The organism is Pseudobutyrivibrio xylanivorans DSM 14809 (assembly GCF_900141825.1).
GTDB lineage: Bacteria > Bacillota > Clostridia > Lachnospirales > Lachnospiraceae > Pseudobutyrivibrio > Pseudobutyrivibrio xylanivorans.
Genome location: NZ_FQYQ01000004.1, coordinates 150,511 through 168,578 on the forward strand (window position 1 = coordinate 150,511; position 18,068 = coordinate 168,578).

Below are 18,068 nucleotides of genomic sequence, written 5' to 3' on the forward strand. Positions count from 1 at the left end.
AAGCTTGAAAAGATTTTTAAAGAATTGAAAAGGAGAAAAAAATGGCACAGGAAAAAAAGCTGGTAGAAGCGATTACCTCTATGTCAGAGGATTTCGCACAGTGGTATACCGATGTAGTTGTTAAGGCTGATTTGATTGCATATTCATCAGTAAAGGGATGCATGATTATCAAGCCCGATGGGTATGCTATTTGGGAAAACATCCAGCACGAGTTAGACAGAAGATTCAAAGAGACAGGAGTACAGAATGTGTACATGCCGATGTTTATTCCTGAGAGTCTTCTTCAGGTTGAGAAGGACCATGTAGAGGGATTTGCACCAGAAGTAGCTTGGGTTACACACGGTGGTCTTAGCCCGCTTCAGGAGCGTCTTTGCGTTCGTCCTACTTCAGAGACTCTTTTCTGTGATTTCTATAAGGATATTATTCACTCTCACAGAGATTTACCAAAGGTTTACAATCAGTGGTGCTCAGTAGTTCGTTGGGAAAAGGAGACACGTCCATTCCTTCGTTCTAGAGAGTTCTTATGGCAGGAGGGCCACACAGCTCACGCTACAGCAGAGGAAGCAGAGGCACGTACAGTTCAGATGCTTAATCTTTACGCAGACTTCTGTGAGGAAGTTCTTGCTATGCCAGTAGTTCGCGGACAGAAGACTGAAAAAGAAAAGTTCGCAGGAGCAGAGGCTACTTACACAATCGAGGCACTTATGCACGATGGTAAGGCTTTACAGTCTGGTACATCACACAACTTTGGCCAGAACTTCTCAAAGCCATTTGGTATTCAGTACTCAGATAAGAACAATCAGCTTCAGTATGTACATCAGACATCATGGGGTATGACAACACGTCTTATCGGTGCTATCATTATGGTACATGGTGATGATTCAGGTCTTGTACTTCCACCACGTATCGCACCTACACAGGTTATCGTTATTCCTATTCAGCAGAAGAAGGAAGGCGTACTTGAGAAGGCAGCAGAGGTTACAGAGCGCCTTGGCAAGACAATGCGTGCTAAGCTTGATGATTCAGATAAGTCACCAGGTTGGAAGTTCAACGAGGCAGAGATGCGTGGTATCCCTGTTCGTGTAGAGCTTGGACCAAAGGATATTGAGGCAGGCAAGTGCGTACTTGTTCGCCGTGATACACGTGAGAAGATTGAGTGCCCACTTGATCAGGTAGAGACAAAGGTTGCAGAGCTTCTTGAGACAATCCAGAAGGATATGTTCGAAAGAGCAAAGGCTCACCGCGACAGCCACATTTGGGATGCTCACAATTATGCAGAGTTTACTGAGATTGCTAATAACAAGCCAGGATTCATCCGTGCTATGTGGTGCGAGGATGAGGCTTGCGAGAACAAGATAAAAGAAGATTTAGCTGTTACTTCACGTTGTATGCCATTCAATGATCAGGAGCATATTTCTGATGTTTGTGCATGCTGCGGCAAGCCAGCTAAGAAATTAGTATATTGGGGTAAAGCTTATTAATATGAATTTACCAGCAGACGTTCAAAATATTATATCGGTATTAGAATCTAACGGACACGAAGCCTATGCAGTAGGCGGCTGTGTCCGTGACTGCATTCTAGGGAAAGTTCCACATGATTGGGACATTACCACATCGGCCTTGCCAGAACAGGTGAAGGCCTTATTTGAGCGCACTTTTGACACAGGAATTGAGCACGGCACTGTCACTGTTTTGATGCATGGCGTGGGTTACGAGGTGACTACTTATCGAGTAGACGGTAAGTACGAGGATGGCCGTCATCCTAAGGAGGTTACCTTCACAGCCTCCCTTGAGGAGGATTTAAAACGCCGTGATTTTACCATCAATGCCATGGCCTACAATGACATAAGAGGTCTTGTGGATTTGTTTGGCGGCGAGGAAGACTTGGAAGCTGGCATTATCAGAGCAGTAGGTAATCCAACTGAGCGTTTTACAGAGGATGCACTTCGTATGCTTAGAGCCCTTCGTTTTTCAGCTCAGCTTGGCTTTGAAATAGAGCAGGGTACTTATGATGCAATTAAGACTCTTGCTCCTACTTTGGGAAAAATCAGTGCAGAGCGAATTCAGGTGGAGATGGTAAAGCTTGTGACATCAGCTCACCCAGAACGTATCAGGGATGTTTATGCAACTGGTCTTACAAAGATATTTTTCCCAGAGTTTGATGACATGATGGAGTGCCAGCAGGTAAATAAGCATCACATGTATTCAGTAGGTGAGCATACTATTGTATCTATGGGGCTTGCACCAGATGATAAGGTTATTCGACTTACAATGATGCTCCATGATATTGCAAAACCGGTATGCAAGACTACTGATGAAAACGGGCAGAACCATTTCAAGATGCATCCTGTTAAGGGGGCTGAGATGGCACGCACAGTATTACGTCGCTTAAAGTTTGATAATGACACTACCGATAAGGTTTGCAACCTTGTAAAGAATCACGATGACAGACCAGAGATTAACCCTCGAAACGTTCGTCGTATGATTATAAGAGTAGGTCAGGAGAATTTTAACGATTTGTTGGCCGTTAAAAGAGCGGATTGCCTGGCTCAGAGCATGTATCATCGAGAAGAAAAGCTTTCTTATATAGATGAGCTTGAAAAAGTCTTTAATGAAGTGGTTGCTGCAGGTGATTGCCTGCGAATCAAGGATTTACAGATAAACGGCAAGGATTTAATTGCCATGGGTGTTCCACAGGGACAGCGTATAGGAGCGGTTTTATCCACCATTTTTGACGCTGTTGTGGAAAATCCCGAACTGAATCAGAGAGAAACTCTGTTAAACATGGTTAAAAGTATGATAAAATAATCCCATGAGAGGGATTTTTACGAAAAAATGGTTTAATTTAATAGTATTATCAGTTATTTGCACAGGGGCATTGCTGGGATGTGGACATCGAAACAATGCCACTGTCACTAACTATACTGGTTCGGCGCTGCAGAATGTAAATCAGGATACTGAAGATGTGGAGAACCAGGAGGCAGAGGCTGAATCAGAAACACAGGAGCCAGAGCTTTATATCGTTGAAAATCTGGATATGACCGATGAGACAATAGCTCTATATTCTATCAAATCCGACCAACAGCTTCGCTATAAATACAATATGACCACTAAATTCTTAAATAAATATGGCACTACCGATACCTGGGCCGAATTCACAACTGGCACAGTAGTTTCTATCGGAGATTTTCTGCCAGCTTCTGGAGCACTTAGTCAGGTGCAGAAATCAGCAGATGTGTGGATGTATGAGGATATTAAAAAGTATTCCATAGATGCATCGAAAAACTTAATAGCTATTGATGGAAAGAATTACAAGATTACGGATAAAACAAAGGTTTATTCTGACAGTGCAAAGATTCTTTTGGAGAATATTGGTAATGATGACGCTATTACTGTAACAGGTAAAGATAAAGAGGTGCTTTCTATAGCAATAACAACAGGACATGGTTTTATTAGTCTTGTAAATACGTCAGTATTTGATGGAAGCCTGATATTTATCGGAAACAAAATTGTTTCTATGGTAAATGGGAATGAAACTATAGAAGTGCCAGAGGGAACCTATCTTGTAACTGTGGCAAATAATGGATGGGGAGGCTCACAGGAAATAACGGTTAACCGTGATGAAAATATTTTGGTTGATCTTGATTTGATGAAAGGCGATGGGCCATCTTATTGCCTGATGACGTTTCTTGTGACAGTACCGGAAACCTACGTATATATAGATGGTAAGATTGTGGATACAAACGAGCCACAGTATATTCAGTACGGAACACATAAGCTTGTAGTTAAATGTTCAGGCTATAAAGCATGGAAAAAGACTTTGGTGGTTAATTCTGAGACGGCAGAGATCACCCTGACTATGGAAGCAGAAACTGACAGCGGAACAACTACAAATGAGACTTCAAATGAAACTTCAAATGAAACTGCTGGAGAGGCGTCTGAACAGGCTCAGGAAATTATTGACGAAACTGTTTCAAATGGTCGAGAAGAGGAGACTGCAGGCAGTTCAATTAAGAGTGATTACGACTACGAAGTTGACTATTTATCAACGATTTCCGACCTTATAAGCAACTTAATGAACTAATTTGTGTGAAAAAGATGTGAACATCCTAGAAAATCAAGGGTTTGTAAATGGTAATTATAGTTAAAAATCACGTTAGAAATTTGTAATATTTCATAAAACCCTTATAAAATCGGGATTTTTTGGGGTTTTTGTGTTGACACTGTTATATAAAACAATTATAAAGGATATTGTAGTTATTAAGGATTTTGGTCCTAAAATAAAAATAACAATTCTCGAGGAGGAATAAGTAATGAACAAGACAGAATTAGTAGCAGCTATCGCTAGCAAGGCTAACATTTCAAAGAAGGATGCTGAGGCTTCTGTAAAGGCTTTCACAGAGGTTGTAGCTGAAGAGCTTAAGAAGGGGGAGAAGATTCAGCTTGTTGGCTTCGGTACATTCGAAGTTTCTAAGAGAGCAGCTCGTACAGGTAGAAATCCACAGACAGGCGCTGAGATGAAGATTCCTGCATCTAAGGCTCCTAAGTTCAAGGCTGGTAAGGCTCTTAAGGATTCTATCAACTAATTAATTTCTTGATTTTTAGAATCATTATGGGGTTCGGGGTTCCGAGCCCCTTTATTTATTCTAAACCCTACTAGCTTATGTTGTGAGAGAATGAGGTTGAATTAACGACAATGAGATTAGATAAATATTTAAAAGTAAGTAGATTGATAAAACGTCGTACTGTTGCTAACGAAGCTTGTGACAGCGGTCGTGTACAAATTAATGGAAAAATTGCGAAAGCTTCCACTGATGTTAAAGTTGGTGATATAATAGAGATAGCATTTGGAAATAAAAATGTGAAGGTTGAGGTCCTTGATATTCAGGACACTACAAAGAAGGATGCAGCTGCAGATCTTTTTAAATATTTATAATTATGGCAAAGAAAAAAAGAAAACAGGTTAGAAGACGAAAGAAAACCTCCACAGGTAGAATATACGTTGCGGTTATTATGCTTTTTATGATAGGTGTAATGACTGTTCAGATTGTGCGCCTCTATGATAAAAATGAGGAGCTCAAAAAGAAGGAGGAGACTTTACAGACTCAGCTGGATGCAGCCAACGAAAAGAGCCAGCAGCTTAAAGAACAGGAAGATTACGTCGGTAGTGACGAATACATAGAAAATGAGGCTTCACAGAAGCTTGGATTGACACATGACAATTGGATCATTTTTAGACAAAAAGAAGATTAGAGATTATATTCAAAAAAATAATATGTTAAACAAAGGCGACAGGGTGGTCTTAGGTTTATCCGGAGGACCTGATTCTGTATGCCTTTTTTTTGTACTACTTGCCTTAAAAGAGGAGTACGATTTAGAGATTCATGCCCTTCACGTAAATCACTGCATAAGGGAAGGGGATGCTGATGAGGATCAGGCGTATGTAGAGAGTCTTTGTAGAGATTTTGAGGTGCCTTTAAAGGTCGTTAGAGTGGATATTCCTGCCATGGTAGCAGAATCGGGTCGTTCCACTGAGGAAGAGGCTAGAATGGCGCGATATGAGGCCTTTGAAGCCTATGCAAAGGAGCTAGAGGGCAATAGTGCAGAGAGGACTGTGAAGATTGCTATAGCCCATAATGCAGACGATAACGCCGAGACTGTACTTTTTCATATGGCAAGAGGTACAGGATTGGATGGAATGTGTGGAATAGCCCCAACCAGAGGAAGAATTATACGTCCATTGCTGGAGATTCCAAAGGCAGAAATAATGGAATTCATTCAGGATAATGAGATTGCTTATTGCGTGGATGAAACCAATTCCGAGGTTACTTACGATAGAAATAGAATAAGACACAATATCTTACCAGAACTTTCAGAAATTAATTCTAAGGCGTTAGAGCATATTACCGATATGACTAACAGATTGATGGAAGTTGCGGATTATATCTCACTTGAGGCGAAAGGGCTTTTGGCTATAGCCAAGGATGATGGAGATAAACTTAGAAAAAGGGCTTTTGTCACCGCTCCTAGGGTCATTGCCAGTCAGGCTTTAAAAGAGTATCTCAGTGGTTTTATGCCGAACCAGAAGGACGTAAGTGCTGTTCATATTGAAAGCATTATGGGACTTCTTTCGGAGGAGGGAGAGCGACAGGTACAGCTTCCATATAAAAAGACTCTTATCATTTCCTACGAGCATTTATATGTGATAGATGAGGAGGAAGAAGAGGATCCAAAAGGTACAATTTCCTACCGTGAATTCGACCTTGAGCCGGGCATGAAATACCCTACGTCAACCTATACTAAATGGTTTGATTGTGATAGAATAACGGATAATGTTGTTATACGAACCCGAGCTGAAGGGGATTATCTTACTATCGATTCGGCTGGAAATCACAAGTCCATTCAGGACTATTTTGTGGATGAAAAAATACCTCGTCACATGAGAGATAAAATCATCCTGGTATGTGATGGTAGCCATGTAATGTGGGTGGTAGGCTATAGAATCAGCGAATATTACAAAATCTCTAATAATACCACTCGTGTATTAGAGATAGTTTACGGAGGAATAGGAAATGAGTGAGAACATCAGAGTCCTTTTACCAGAGGATGAATTAGCAGCACGTATTGCTGAACTTGGAGCACAGATTAGTAAGGACTATGAGGGTGAGACAGTATTTTTAGTTTGCATCCTTAAGGGAGCTTCATTCTTTGCATGTGAGCTTGCTAAGAGAATTACAGTGCCAGTTATCATCGATTTCATGGCTACATCAAGCTATGACGGAGGCACAGTTTCTTCTGGAGTAGTTAAGATTAAGAAGGACCTTGATTTAGATCCAACAGGTCAGAATGTAATCATCGTTGAGGATATTATCGACAGCGGTAACACACTTAACTATCTCGGCCAGCTCTTTAAGGACCGTGGAGCAAAGTCAGTACGTATGGTTACAATGCTTGATAAGCCTGACCGCAGAGAAGTTGATGTTCACGTTGATTATACAGGCTTCACAATCCCAGATCAGTTTGTTGTTGGATACGGTCTTGATTATGACCAGAAATATCGTAACCTTCCATACATCGGTATTGTTGAGCTAGATTAGGAGGACATTTTGAAGAAAAACAGAGCTTCAGGATTGATAATCTATGCCCTATTTGTAGTAGTTGTTTTAGCTATTCTTTATAGCAGTATGGGCAACAAAACTACCACCTATTCTATGGCGGAGTTTAAAGGTGCAATTAAAAGAGAACAGGTCAAATCTGTTACGATTACTCAGAATGAGGAAGTTCCTACTGGTGCAGCTAGTATTAAGCTCACAACAGGGGATACAGTTACATTATATGTATCTGATGTAAATGATTTGCAGAAGATGCTTACAGAAGCGGATATTGCATACAGTCTTAGCGATATTCCACACGATAGCTGGCTCTCTGAACTGTTACCAATGCTTATTGTGCTTGGAGCAGTATTCATTCTCTTTATGATTATGATGAATGCTCAGGGTGCAGGCGGAGGGAGTGCCAATGCCAAGATGATGAATTTTGGCAAGAGCCGCGCCAAAATGTCTACAAAAGAGGATATTCACACTAGATTTAATGATGTGGCCGGCCTTAAGGAAGAAAAGGAAGAGGTTGAGGAGCTTGTCGACTTCCTCAAGGATCCTAAGAAATACACAAAGCTTGGAGCCCGTATCCCTAAGGGTGTTATTCTTGTAGGCCCTCCGGGAACAGGTAAGACACTTCTGGCTAAGGCTATTGCTGGTGAAGCAGGAGTTCCATTCTTCTCAATTTCCGGCTCGGACTTTGTGGAGATGTTCGTTGGTGTAGGTGCATCCCGAGTAAGAGATCTTTTTGCTGAAGCAAAGCAGAATGCACCATGTATAGTGTTTATTGATGAGATTGATGCTGTTGCAAGACGCCGTGGTACAGGTATGGGCGGCGGCCATGATGAGCGTGAGCAGACACTTAACCAGCTCCTTGTAGAGATGGATGGTTTTGGTGTGAACGAAGGTATTATCGTTATGGCAGCTACAAACCGTGTTGATATTTTAGATCATGCTATCATGCGTCCAGGACGTTTTGATAGAAAGGTATTTGTTGGACGTCCAGATGTTCAGGGACGTGAAGAAATTCTTAAGGTACACGCTAGCAATAAGTGTTTGGGCGACGATGTTGATCTTCGACAGATTGCTCAGACTACAGTTGGATTCACAGGTGCAGATTTGGAGAACCTTCTTAATGAGGCAGCCATTCTTGCAGCAGGTGAGGACAGACAATATATTACAAATGATGATATTAAGAAGTCGTTTGTAAAGGTTGGTATTGGTAAGGAAAAGAAGAGCCGTGTGGTTTCTGATAAGGAAAAGAAGATTACAGCTTACCATGAGAGTGGACATGCGATTTTATTCCATGTGCTTCCGGATGTAGGTCCTGTATATTCTGTTTCTATTATTCCTACTGGCGCCAGCGCAGCAGGCTACACTATGCCTATTAATGAAAACGATGAAATGTTCAATACCAAGGGCAAGATGCTTCAGGATATTGTGGTTTCATTAGGTGGTAGAGTTGCGGAAGAGCTTATATTCGATGATGTGACAACAGGTGCATCTCAAGATATTAAGCAGGCTACTCAGGCAGCCAGAAATATGGTTACCAAGTATGGTTTCTCAAAGAATATTGGTATGGTTAATTATGGAGACGACGAAGAAGAGGTCTTCATTGGACGAGATTTGGCTCATACTAAGGGATTCTCAGATGCAACAGCTAAGGCCATCGATGATGAGGTTAAGGCGATTATCGATGAATGTTATGAAAAAGCTGTGAAACTTTTGAAAGAGAATGAACCTATTTTACACAAATGTGCTAATCTATTATTAGAGAAAGAAAAGATTAGCCGATCAGAATTCGAAGCTTTATTTGGGAATGAAGTGAAGGATGAAAATACCGAAGAAAGCCTCGAGGGAGTCGCTGTAGAAGGTATTAACTGGGATAATTAGTGCAATATGCACAAAAAATATTGAGAGGTTTTGGTATGTTTGTGCACACTTAAGTGTTGCACCGCCATATAATAAACATCGTAAAAACCCCCCAATACATTATATAATTTTTACTAACCCCATAGTAAAAATACCTTCTCCTAAAAAGACAGCGATCGTTGCTGTCTTTTTTACTATCTAAAAATATTGCTAGTCAGCTAGGGGGATTCACATGAATATCCATGCAATATACTCAGATGGAACAGCTGAATACAGATATCCAATGGAACCAGATGAGAATTCCCTGGTTACTATTAGTATTCGAGTTTATCACCAGGAAGATGTTGATGTTTTTTTGATGTCTAAGACAGACAATCTTACCCAGCGTATGCACCTGGACAGAACTCGTGGTGAGTTTGATTTTTATTCCTGTACAGTACAACTGGGCGAAAAGGAATTCAGATATTATTTTGAGCTCGTAGTGGGTCTTGATCACTATTACTATGACCGTGTAGGTCTGTGGAGAGATTACAGGGAGCACTATGAGTTTTCTATTATGCCTGGCTTTTCCACACCGGCGTGGTCTAAAGGTGCAGTTATGTACCAAATTCTTGTGGATAGATTCTATAATGGTGACCCATCAAATGACGTAGAAACAAATGAGTATCATTATGTTGGTGCACCAGTCGAGGGAGTAAAGGACTGGAATTCTATGCCAGCAAATCTTGATATAGGCAGATTTTACGGCGGAGATTTAGAGGGTGTTCGTCAGAAGCTTCATTATCTGAAGAGTCTTGGAGTAGAGGTAATCTATTTTAACCCGCTGTTTGTGTCTCCTTCTAATCATAAGTACGACACTTCAGACTACGATTATATTGATCCTCATTTTACAGTAATTAAAAATGATGGCGGAGAGTGCCTTGAACCAGGCGATTACGATAATACTCACGCCACTAAGTATAAGCTTCGTGTTACAAACAAGGAGAATCTTGAAGCCAGCAATAAATTTTTCGCTGACTTTGTTAATGAGGCTCATCAGAAGGGTATCCGTGTAATTATTGATGGTGTATTTAACCATTGCGGTTCCTTCAACAAGTGGCTCAATAGAGAGAAGATTTATTCAAAGGCAGAGGGCTACGCCCCAGGCGCTTATGAGAGCAAGGATAGCCCTTATAACAGCTTCTTTAAGTTCTATGAGGATAGTTGGCCGGATAACAAGAGCTATGACGGCTGGTGGAGCCATGATACGCTCCCTAAGCTGAATTACGAGGATTCTCCTAAGCTCTATGAATATATTCTAAATATAGGCAAAAAATGGGTTAGCGAGCCATATAACTGTGATGGCTGGCGCCTTGATGTTGCGGCAGATTTGGGACACTCTGAGGAGTTTAACCATAAATTCTGGCGTGATTTTAGAGATGCTGTTAAGTCGGCTAATCCAAATGCCATAATTTTGGCTGAACACTATGGAAATCCTTCAGCTTGGCTGGCAGGTGACCAGTGGGATACCATTATGAATTATGACGCTTTTATGGAGCCCCTTACTTATTTCCTTACAGGCATGGAAAAGCATTCTGATGAATTTCAGCCTAGTGCCCTGGGAGATGGTGACCGCTTCAAAAACACAATGCTTCATTTTATGGCTAGGCTCAAGACCCCATCCTTGTATTGTGCAATGAATCAGCTTTCAAATCATGATCATTCACGCTTCCTAACACGTACTAATCATACCGTAGGAAGAATAGCAACAAAGGGCACGAAGGCTGCTGAAGATGGTGTAAGCATTCCTGTGATGAAGCTTGCAGAGATGATTCAGTTCACATGGCCTGGAGCACCTACACTTTATTATGGCGATGAGGCAGGTGTATGTGGATTTACTGACCCGGATAGTCGTCGTACTTATCCATGGGGAAGTGCGAATTACGATTTGATTGATTACACCCGTGACATGATTATGATTCACAAACAGAGTCATGCAATAAAGGAAGGATCCTTCACATTTTTGAATTGCGGGCAGGGATTTATTAGCTACGGAAGATTTACCAGCAATGAGCAAATTATAGTTTTGATCAATTCAAACGGTAACGAAATCAATGTAGATGTGCCGGTTTGGATGGCCGGTGTACCATTAAATTGTCAACTTGAGAGATTGATTTTAAGTAATGAGGTTGGGTATTCCATCATGCCGACCGATATAACTGTTGAGGGTGGAAATCTTCATATTTCACTTGGACCAAATTCGGGCATAGTGTACAAAAGAATTTAAAAATAATAGACCATTGTTCTAATTTACAATGCTTAAGTTACCGTGTTAGAATAAAACAAACCAATGAAAAATGGTAATTTAAGCGGGAGAAATATTATGGCGAAAGATCTCACATGTCAGGACAAGATCGACATGCAAGCACTTGAGAAGCGACATAAAGAGTTAGAAAAAGCATGGAACGATTTATTAAAAGAAAAAAGAGAAGTCGAGGCTAGGATACATACCCTCGAGCAGCAGGAAAAGCAGTTTGAGATGAAATGGGAAATGCTCATTAGAGAGACTCAACAGCTTGCTGATGATAAAAAGCAGTTTGAGCGCAAGAAAAAGTTTTATGACCACGTTCAGGCGAACAATGCGCAGCAGGAATATGGTGTTACAACATCTGACAACATAGTCCACGGCGAAATGTTCTTCTCGGGCGTATCCACCCAGAAAGCACTTAAAAAGCGCTACAAGGATCTTATTAAGATTTATCATCCAGATGGGGATGCAGGTGATACAGCTACAGTAGCTGAAATCAACAGAGAGTACGAGGACCTTAAGTCTCAGATGAACTAAATATTGTAGACATATCATCAGGTAATGGAGCCACAAACTCCATTACCTTTTTTGTTATTGGATGGGTAAAGGCAATCTTACGAGAGTGCAGTGCCTGTCTTTGCATATACTCGAAATCAGGGTTGTATAAATGATCCCCGATAAGAGGATGACCAATATATTTAAAGTGAACGCGAATCTGATGGGTGCGGCCTGTCTCAAGATGAATTGAGATGAGGCTGTGCCCATTTTTTTCGTCCATAACTTTGTAGTGGGTGACAGCTCTTTCACCATTTTCGAAATCCACCTGTCTTGTGATGATTGAGTCGCTAACACGTCCAATAGGAGCATCTATAGTGCCTTCCTGCTCATCTAGTGTGCCACGAACGATGGCATAGTATTCCCTGTGAAACTCTCTGTTCTTTACCATTGTGGAAAGAATGTTGGCACTGACAAGATGCTTGGAAATAACCGTTAGCCCAGAAGTGTTTTTATCTAATCTATTAGCACATCTGAATATAAATGGTTTGCCCTGCTGCTCATAGTAATATGCCAGTCCATTTGCAAGGGAATCCTCGTAGTGATTTAGACTAGGATGAATTGAAAGCCCAGCAGGCTTATTTATCACAATAATATCTTCATCCTCATAAACAATATCTAAAGGGATTTCTACTGCTGGAATCTTTTCAGAAGAATCTTCCTCAGAAATATTTACAGTTAAAACCTCTCCAGCCTTAAGCTTTCTATTCATGTGAACCCACTCGCTATCTATAACCACATTGTTTGGCATTTTCTTAATGGCGGTAATGTTGGCAGATGAGTAGCCCTGGGCTTTGAGGAATTTATCTATTTGAAATCCGTCATATTCAGTTGGGATTGTGTAAGTAAGTGTTCGATTCATACTCATCATTAAACAGCAAAAGAGCCGAACGGTCAACGTCGGCTCTTTTTTCGAAGGAGAATAAATTAATATATATGAAGAAAATGAAAAGAAACTATTTCATTGTAGCAACAACATTTACTGTCTTCTTGCTACCGTCGAATGGAATGATGTTTCCTTCGATTTCCTTACCATCAACAAGCAAGCTTGCTACGCCCTTCTGTACCTTGTTAGGGTTCTTGATTTCGATGTTGTATGTAACACCACGGTAAACACGAGTTACATTGAAATCACCGAATTCAGCAGGTGTACATGGATTTACTGAAAGTCCCTCAAGTGTTGGGTAAATACCTAAGATGTACTGAGAGATATTTGTAAAGGTCCATGCTGCTGTACCTGTAAGCCAGCTGTTCTTGGCCTCACCGTGGAACTTAGCGTCTGCACCAGCAACCATCTGTGAGTAAACATATGGCTCAGTTCTATGAATCTCAGAAATGTCCTCGATGTATGATGGACAAGTCTTCTTGTAAACTTCAAATGCTCTGTCGCCACGACCAATGCAAGTCTCAGCGATAGAAATCCAAGGATTGTTGTGGCAGAAGATACCTGCATTCTCCTTGTATCCTGGTGGATATGATGTGATTTCACCAAGCTCGAGATGATATCTTGTGTAAGCTGGCTGAAGAATCATAACACCATACTTTGTATCAAGCTTCTCTTTAACTGAATCAAGGGCCTTCTTAGCGTTGCCATCTTCAACACCAACACCAGCCATTACGCACATACCCTGTGGCTCGATGTAAATCTGTCCCTCGTCACATTCCTTAGAACCAACTTTATGGCTGTAAGCATCGTAAGCACGTACGAACCACTCGCCGTCCCAACCATCCTTTTCGATGGCCTTAATCATCTTATCAACCTCAGCAAGAGCTCTGTCTGCCTCTGCATTGTCTCCCATAAGCTTGCAAAGATCTGCATACTCGCGACCATATTTTACAAACATACCAGCGATGAATACTGACTCAGCAACAGGACCTTCTGAAGGACCAAAGCACTGGAAGCTTTCACCAGGATGCTCTGAGAAGCAGTTAAGGTTCAAGCAGTCATTCCAATCGGCACGACCGATAAGTGGAAGATCGTGTGGACCCTTGTGATTTACGATGTAATCAAATGAACGCTTTAAGTGCTCCATAAGAGATGTTGCAACTGACATATCATTGTCATATGGAACAGTCTCGTTAAGGATTGATGTATCACCTGTCTCACGGATGTAAGCTGAAGTTCCTGCAATGAGCCAAAGTGGATCGTCGTTAAATCCAGAACCGATATCAGAATTGCCCTTCTTTGTAAGTGGCTGATACTGATGATAAGCTGAACCATCCTGGAACTGTGTAGAAGCGATATCAATGATACGCTCTCTTGCACGGTCTGGAATAAGGTGAACGAATCCGAGAAGATCCTGGCAAGAATCTCTGAATCCCATTCCACGACCAATACCTGTCTCGTAGTAAGAAGCAGAACGTGACATGTTGAATGTAACCATACACTGATACTGATTCCAGATGTTAACCATACGGTTTACATGCTCGTCCTTAGACTCGATATGGAATTTGCTAAGGAGGTCATTCCAGTAAGCATTAAGAGCTGCAAAAGCCTTATCGAAATCCTCTGTAGTCTGGTATTTAGAAAGAAGAGCAGTAGCCTTCTTCTTATTGATTACGCCTGGCTTCTCCCACTTGTCATCCTCAGCGTTTTCTACATAACCAAGTGCGAATACAAATGTCTTTGACTCGCCTGGGTTTAAGCTAACGTTGAGCTGGTGTGAAGCGATTGGATACCAACCAGAAGCTATTGTGTTATGAAGCTTTCCTTCAATAACAGCTGCTGGCTTATCAGGACCATTGTAAGCTCCTCTGAACTCATCACGGCTTGTTTCGAAACCATCAATCTTTGCATTTACAGAGTAAACAGCGTAGTGATTACGACGCTCTCTGTATTCAGTTTTGTGATAGATTGTAGAATCAATAACCTCAACCTCACCGATTGAAAGGTTACGCTGATAGTTCTTCATGTCATCATCAGCGTTCCAGAGGCACCACTCTACATATGAGAAAAGAGTAATATCTTTCTTTGTATTTCCTTTATTTGTAAGAGTAACCTTAGTAAGCTCTACAGGATCATCAAAAGGTACGAAAGTAACAAGAGCAGCTTCGATATCATTTTTAACGCCTGTGAACTTGCTATAGCCAATACCGTGGCGGCACTCATAAGAGTCAAGCTCAGTCTTTGTTGGCTGCCAACCTGGATTCCATATTGTATCGCCATCCTTAATATAGAAATACTTACCATTTGTATCTGGTGTAGTATCGTTGTAACGATATCTAGTCATGCGAAGAAGCTTTGCATCTTTATAGAAGGTATAACCTCCGCAAGTGTTTGATAATAATGTAAAGAAATCCTTGCAGCCCAGATAGTTAATCCATGGCAAAGGAGTCTTTGGAGTTGTGATAACATATTCCTTATTGTTATCATCGAAAAATCCGTATTTCATGTTTTCCTCCCTTTTAGTAATCTAATTTATATTATCTCAAAGCACGGCTTATATAAATTAAAGTAAACGATTAAGTAGCTGAGAGCCTATACATAAGCCGTTTTCGAGATATAATAACCTAAAACGTTTAAGTAAATAAACATGGTTATTCCACTTAAAGAATATCATAACGGGCTAAAAAAGCAAATACATATTGAATTTTTGTGCAAAATGCACTAAACTGAAGTAGTAAAATCTAACGAAAATCCAAATTTTCGAAAAAGACTTGTTTATCTACTTAAATCGAGCTATATTTAAGTTGCGAAAACGATTAAGGGAGAAACAAAATATACAGCTGGGAGAGAGCAATGGTTTCACTGAAAGACATTGCATCTGAGTGTGGCGTATCAATAGCTACTGTTAGTAAGGCTTTGAACGACCATAGCGATATTGGTGCAGAAACAAAGACCAGAATTCGAAAAGCTGCTAAAGATATGGGATATGTACCTAATGCAGCTGCGAAATCAATGAAAACAAATCGCACCCATAATATAGGAGTTCTTTTTATGGATGATGCGAACAGCGGATTGACACATGATTTCTTTGCAGGAGTTCTGGAAAGCTTTAAGAGGGAAGTAGAACGAGAGGGGTACGATATAACATTTATATCGAATGATAGAAGTAGACCGGGAAGAGCATCTTATCTTGAGCATGCAAGATACAGACGATTTGATGGAGTAATTATAGCAAATGTACATTTTGATGATCCGGAGGTAGTTGAACTGGTAAAGAGCAACATTCCGGTGGTCACAATTGATCATATCTATAATGAAACAACTACAATTCTTTCCGATAATGTTGGTGGAATGTCAGATTTGGTCGATTTTGTAGTGCAGAATGGACATAACAGAATAGCATATATTCACGGCGCTGAATCTGCTACAACAAATTTAAGACTAGTTACATTTAATAGAAAACTTGAAGAATACGGGATAGAAGTTCCTGAAGAATACATCAAGGAATCTCCTTATAGAGATACACATGGTGCATATGAAAGAACGCTAGAGCTTCTTAAGCTTAGAACTAGACCAACCTGTATTTTTTATCCAGACGATTATGCTACATACGGCGGCATGAGAGCTATAGCAGAACGAGGACTTAAAATTCCGGATGACATTTCGGTTATCGGATTCGATGGAATTAAGGTCGCAAGACACATCAGACCTCGTTTAACAACCTACAGACAGAACACTGAGGAGCTTGGCACTCTGGCAGCTAAGAGTCTGGTAGCTTTAATTGAAAAGCCTAAGACTACATTAATCCAACAGATTACAGTCAAAGGCTGGTTGCTCGAGGGTGATACTCTTAAGAAACTAAACTAGGCATTTAGTTGAGAAATCAACTTATATAGAATGCAGAAACTAAAAAATATACGTGAAGAACACGTAAAAAATTTGGGAGGAACACAAAATGAAAAAAAGAATTGTTAGTTTGCTTGTATTAGCAACAATGACAGCAACAATGTTTGCTGGTTGTGGCGGCTCTGATTCAGCTAACACAGAAGCACCAGCAGACACAGCAGCTACTGAGACAGAGGCTACAGAAGCTGCAGCAGAGTTACCTGCAGATACAGGTAAAGTTCTTAATATCCAGTGTTGGAATGATGAGTTCCAGTCAAGACTTAAGTCTCACTATCCTGGATACGAAGAGGTTGACGCTACTCACGGTAAGATTGGTGATGTTGAGGTAGTTTGGACAATTACTCCTTCTACAGACAATGCATACCAGAACAACCTTGATGAGGCTCTTCTTGCACAGGAGTCAGCAGCAGCTGATGATAAGGTAGATTTATTCTTAGTAGAAGCTGATTACGCTCTTAAGTATGTTGACACAGATTATGCGATGGCATTAGCAGATCTTGGTATCACAGATGCAGATCTTGCTGATCAGTATACATATACACAGTCTATCGTTACAGATAGCAATGGTAAGTTAAAGGGTTCTTCATGGCAGGCTTGCTCAGCTGGTTTCATCTACAACAGAGAAGCAGCTAAGGAAGTTCTTGGAACAGATGATCCTGATGAAGTACAGGCAGCTGTAGCAGATTGGGATAAGTACAACGAGACAGCAGCTAAGGTAGCTGAGGCTGGTTACACAATGTGCTCAGTAAACGATACATTCCGTGTATATTCTAACAACGTTTCTGGCAAGTGGGTACAGGACGGCAAGGTTGTTATGGATAAGAACATTGAGAAGTGGATTGATGATTCTAAGGCTCTTGTAGATGCAAAGGCTGAGGATACAGATGACCTTTGGGGTGATGACTGGGCAAAGGGTAAGAACCCAGAAGGAAAGGTATTCTGCTACTTTGGACCAGCTTGGTTCTTCAACTTCTGCCTTAACGCAGATGATCCTGCTTCAATCGCTAGCCAGGGTGGCTGGGGATACTGTGTAGGACCACAGTCTTACTACTGGGGTGGTACATGGATCTGCGCTGCAACAGGTACAGACAATGCTAACCTTGTAAAGGATATCATCCTTAAGATGACAACAGACAAGGCTATCCTTAAGGATATTGCTACACAGGATCAGGATTGCGTAAACAGCAAGTCAGTTCTTGCAGAACTTGCTTCTACAGATGATGGAAACATTGCTCTTCTTGGCGGACAGAACCCATACAAGCAGCTCGCTGATGGTGCTGAGAAGGTAGACCTTTCAAACATTTCTGCATATGATCAGGGATGTAACGAAGAACTCCAGAAGGCAGCAAAGAACTACTTCCAGGGTAATGCTACAAAGGAAGAGGCTCTTGATATGTTCAAGAAGGCAATCGTTGAGAAGTATCCAGAGCTTACAGCCGAGTAATTCGTAATTTTACAATTACAA

15 protein-coding genes are annotated in these 18,068 nt (G+C 41.0%); 13 read left to right on the forward strand and 2 right to left on the reverse strand.

All coding sequences use genetic code 11. The annotated features are described in order from the left end of the window. The first annotated feature begins 41 nt into the window (after positions 1–41). The 11 genes from proS to BUA88_RS04825 all read left to right on the forward strand — a co-directional run bounded on the left by proS (position 42) and on the right by BUA88_RS04825 (position 11,793). Positions 42–1,481, forward strand: a complete 1,440-nt coding sequence (gene proS, locus BUA88_RS04775) for a proline--tRNA ligase (protein WP_072913431.1) — start codon at positions 42–44, stop codon at positions 1,479–1,481. Then, positions 1,477–2,808 carry a CCA tRNA nucleotidyltransferase gene (locus BUA88_RS04780; RefSeq protein ID WP_072913433.1) on the forward strand — a complete coding sequence of 444 codons (1,332 nt, stop codon included), beginning with the start codon at positions 1,477–1,479 and terminating at the stop codon, positions 2,806–2,808. The genes proS and BUA88_RS04780 overlap by 5 nt, the downstream gene beginning before the upstream one ends. A 4-nt stretch (positions 2,809–2,812) precedes the next feature. Continuing rightward, entirely contained in the window at positions 2,813–4,084 is a 1,272-nt protein-coding gene (locus BUA88_RS04785; protein ID WP_143151399.1) for a hypothetical protein, read from the forward strand. 229 nt (positions 4,085–4,313) lie between these two features. Continuing rightward, positions 4,314–4,586, forward strand: coding sequence for an HU family DNA-binding protein (locus BUA88_RS04790; RefSeq protein ID WP_015548570.1), 273 nt, complete (start codon positions 4,314–4,316; stop codon positions 4,584–4,586). 110 nt (positions 4,587–4,696) lie between these two features. Then, entirely contained in the window at positions 4,697–4,936 is a 240-nt protein-coding gene (locus tag BUA88_RS04795) for an RNA-binding S4 domain-containing protein (RefSeq protein WP_015548569.1), read from the forward strand. A gap of 2 nt (positions 4,937–4,938) precedes the next feature. Continuing rightward, positions 4,939–5,253 (forward strand): septum formation initiator family protein, encoded by a 315-nt coding sequence (locus tag BUA88_RS04800; RefSeq protein WP_072913437.1) that lies wholly within the window; start codon positions 4,939–4,941, stop codon positions 5,251–5,253. Further along, complete coding sequence (gene tilS, locus BUA88_RS04805; protein WP_072913440.1) at positions 5,216–6,580, forward strand: tRNA lysidine(34) synthetase TilS; 1,365 nt, start codon at positions 5,216–5,218, stop codon at positions 6,578–6,580. Before BUA88_RS04800 ends, tilS begins: the two co-directional genes overlap by 38 nt. Beyond that, positions 6,573–7,097 (forward strand): hypoxanthine phosphoribosyltransferase, encoded by a 525-nt coding sequence (hpt, locus tag BUA88_RS04810; protein WP_028247590.1) that lies wholly within the window; start codon positions 6,573–6,575, stop codon positions 7,095–7,097. The genes tilS and hpt overlap by 8 nt, the downstream gene beginning before the upstream one ends. A gap of 9 nt (positions 7,098–7,106) precedes the next feature. After that, positions 7,107–8,990 carry an ATP-dependent zinc metalloprotease FtsH gene (gene ftsH, locus BUA88_RS04815; RefSeq protein ID WP_083572398.1) on the forward strand — a complete coding sequence of 628 codons (1,884 nt, stop codon included), beginning with the start codon at positions 7,107–7,109 and terminating at the stop codon, positions 8,988–8,990. Positions 8,991–9,201: 211 nt separating this feature from the next. Beyond that, a complete protein-coding gene (locus BUA88_RS04820) occupies positions 9,202–11,235 on the forward strand; it encodes a glycoside hydrolase family 13 protein (protein WP_072913446.1) in 2,034 nt (677 codons plus the stop codon). A gap of 96 nt (positions 11,236–11,331) precedes the next feature. Then, positions 11,332–11,793 (forward strand): J domain-containing protein, encoded by a 462-nt coding sequence (locus BUA88_RS04825; RefSeq protein WP_072913448.1) that lies wholly within the window; start codon positions 11,332–11,334, stop codon positions 11,791–11,793. Here the strand turns inward: BUA88_RS04825 and BUA88_RS04830 are convergent. Both BUA88_RS04830 and BUA88_RS04835 read right to left on the reverse strand, forming a co-directional pair. Further along, a complete protein-coding gene (locus BUA88_RS04830; RefSeq protein WP_072913498.1) occupies positions 11,774–12,673 on the reverse strand; it encodes an RluA family pseudouridine synthase in 900 nt (299 codons plus the stop codon). The genes BUA88_RS04825 and BUA88_RS04830 overlap by 20 nt on opposite strands. 94 nt (positions 12,674–12,767) lie before the next feature. Then, entirely contained in the window at positions 12,768–15,203 is a 2,436-nt protein-coding gene (locus BUA88_RS04835; RefSeq protein WP_072913451.1) for a glycoside hydrolase family 94 protein, read from the reverse strand. A 347-nt stretch (positions 15,204–15,550) separates the two neighbouring features. Between BUA88_RS04835 and BUA88_RS04840 the strand changes: the two genes are divergently transcribed. Beyond that, positions 15,551–16,564 carry a LacI family DNA-binding transcriptional regulator gene (locus BUA88_RS04840; protein ID WP_028247594.1) on the forward strand — a complete coding sequence of 338 codons (1,014 nt, stop codon included), beginning with the start codon at positions 15,551–15,553 and terminating at the stop codon, positions 16,562–16,564. A gap of 88 nt (positions 16,565–16,652) precedes the next feature. Continuing rightward, positions 16,653–18,047 (forward strand): ABC transporter substrate-binding protein, encoded by a 1,395-nt coding sequence (locus BUA88_RS04845; RefSeq protein ID WP_072913454.1) that lies wholly within the window; start codon positions 16,653–16,655, stop codon positions 18,045–18,047. The last annotated feature ends 21 nt before the right edge of the window (positions 18,048–18,068 follow it).

Bases quoted from the DNA above. Each gene is read 5' to 3' on its own strand.
- hpt (WP_028247590.1), top strand. From the start codon at position 6,573: ATGAGTGAGAACATCAGAGTCCTTTTACCAGAGGATGAATTAGCAGCA.
- BUA88_RS04830 (WP_072913498.1), bottom strand. From the start codon at position 12,673: ATGAATCGAACACTTACTTACACAATCCCAACTGAATATGACGGATTT.
- tilS (WP_072913440.1), top strand. From the start codon at position 5,216: ATGACAATTGGATCATTTTTAGACAAAAAGAAGATTAGAGATTATATT.
- BUA88_RS04800 (WP_072913437.1), top strand. From the start codon at position 4,939: ATGGCAAAGAAAAAAAGAAAACAGGTTAGAAGACGAAAGAAAACCTCC.
- BUA88_RS04790 (WP_015548570.1), top strand. From the start codon at position 4,314: ATGAACAAGACAGAATTAGTAGCAGCTATCGCTAGCAAGGCTAACATT.
- proS (WP_072913431.1), top strand. From the start codon at position 42: ATGGCACAGGAAAAAAAGCTGGTAGAAGCGATTACCTCTATGTCAGAG.
- BUA88_RS04825 (WP_072913448.1), top strand. From the start codon at position 11,332: ATGGCGAAAGATCTCACATGTCAGGACAAGATCGACATGCAAGCACTT.
- BUA88_RS04785 (WP_143151399.1), top strand. From the start codon at position 2,813: ATGAGAGGGATTTTTACGAAAAAATGGTTTAATTTAATAGTATTATCA.
- BUA88_RS04845 (WP_072913454.1), top strand. From the start codon at position 16,653: ATGAAAAAAAGAATTGTTAGTTTGCTTGTATTAGCAACAATGACAGCA.
- BUA88_RS04840 (WP_028247594.1), top strand. From the start codon at position 15,551: ATGGTTTCACTGAAAGACATTGCATCTGAGTGTGGCGTATCAATAGCT.
- BUA88_RS04795 (WP_015548569.1), top strand. From the start codon at position 4,697: ATGAGATTAGATAAATATTTAAAAGTAAGTAGATTGATAAAACGTCGT.
- BUA88_RS04835 (WP_072913451.1), bottom strand. From the start codon at position 15,203: ATGAAATACGGATTTTTCGATGATAACAATAAGGAATATGTTATCACA.
- BUA88_RS04820 (WP_072913446.1), top strand. From the start codon at position 9,202: ATGAATATCCATGCAATATACTCAGATGGAACAGCTGAATACAGATAT.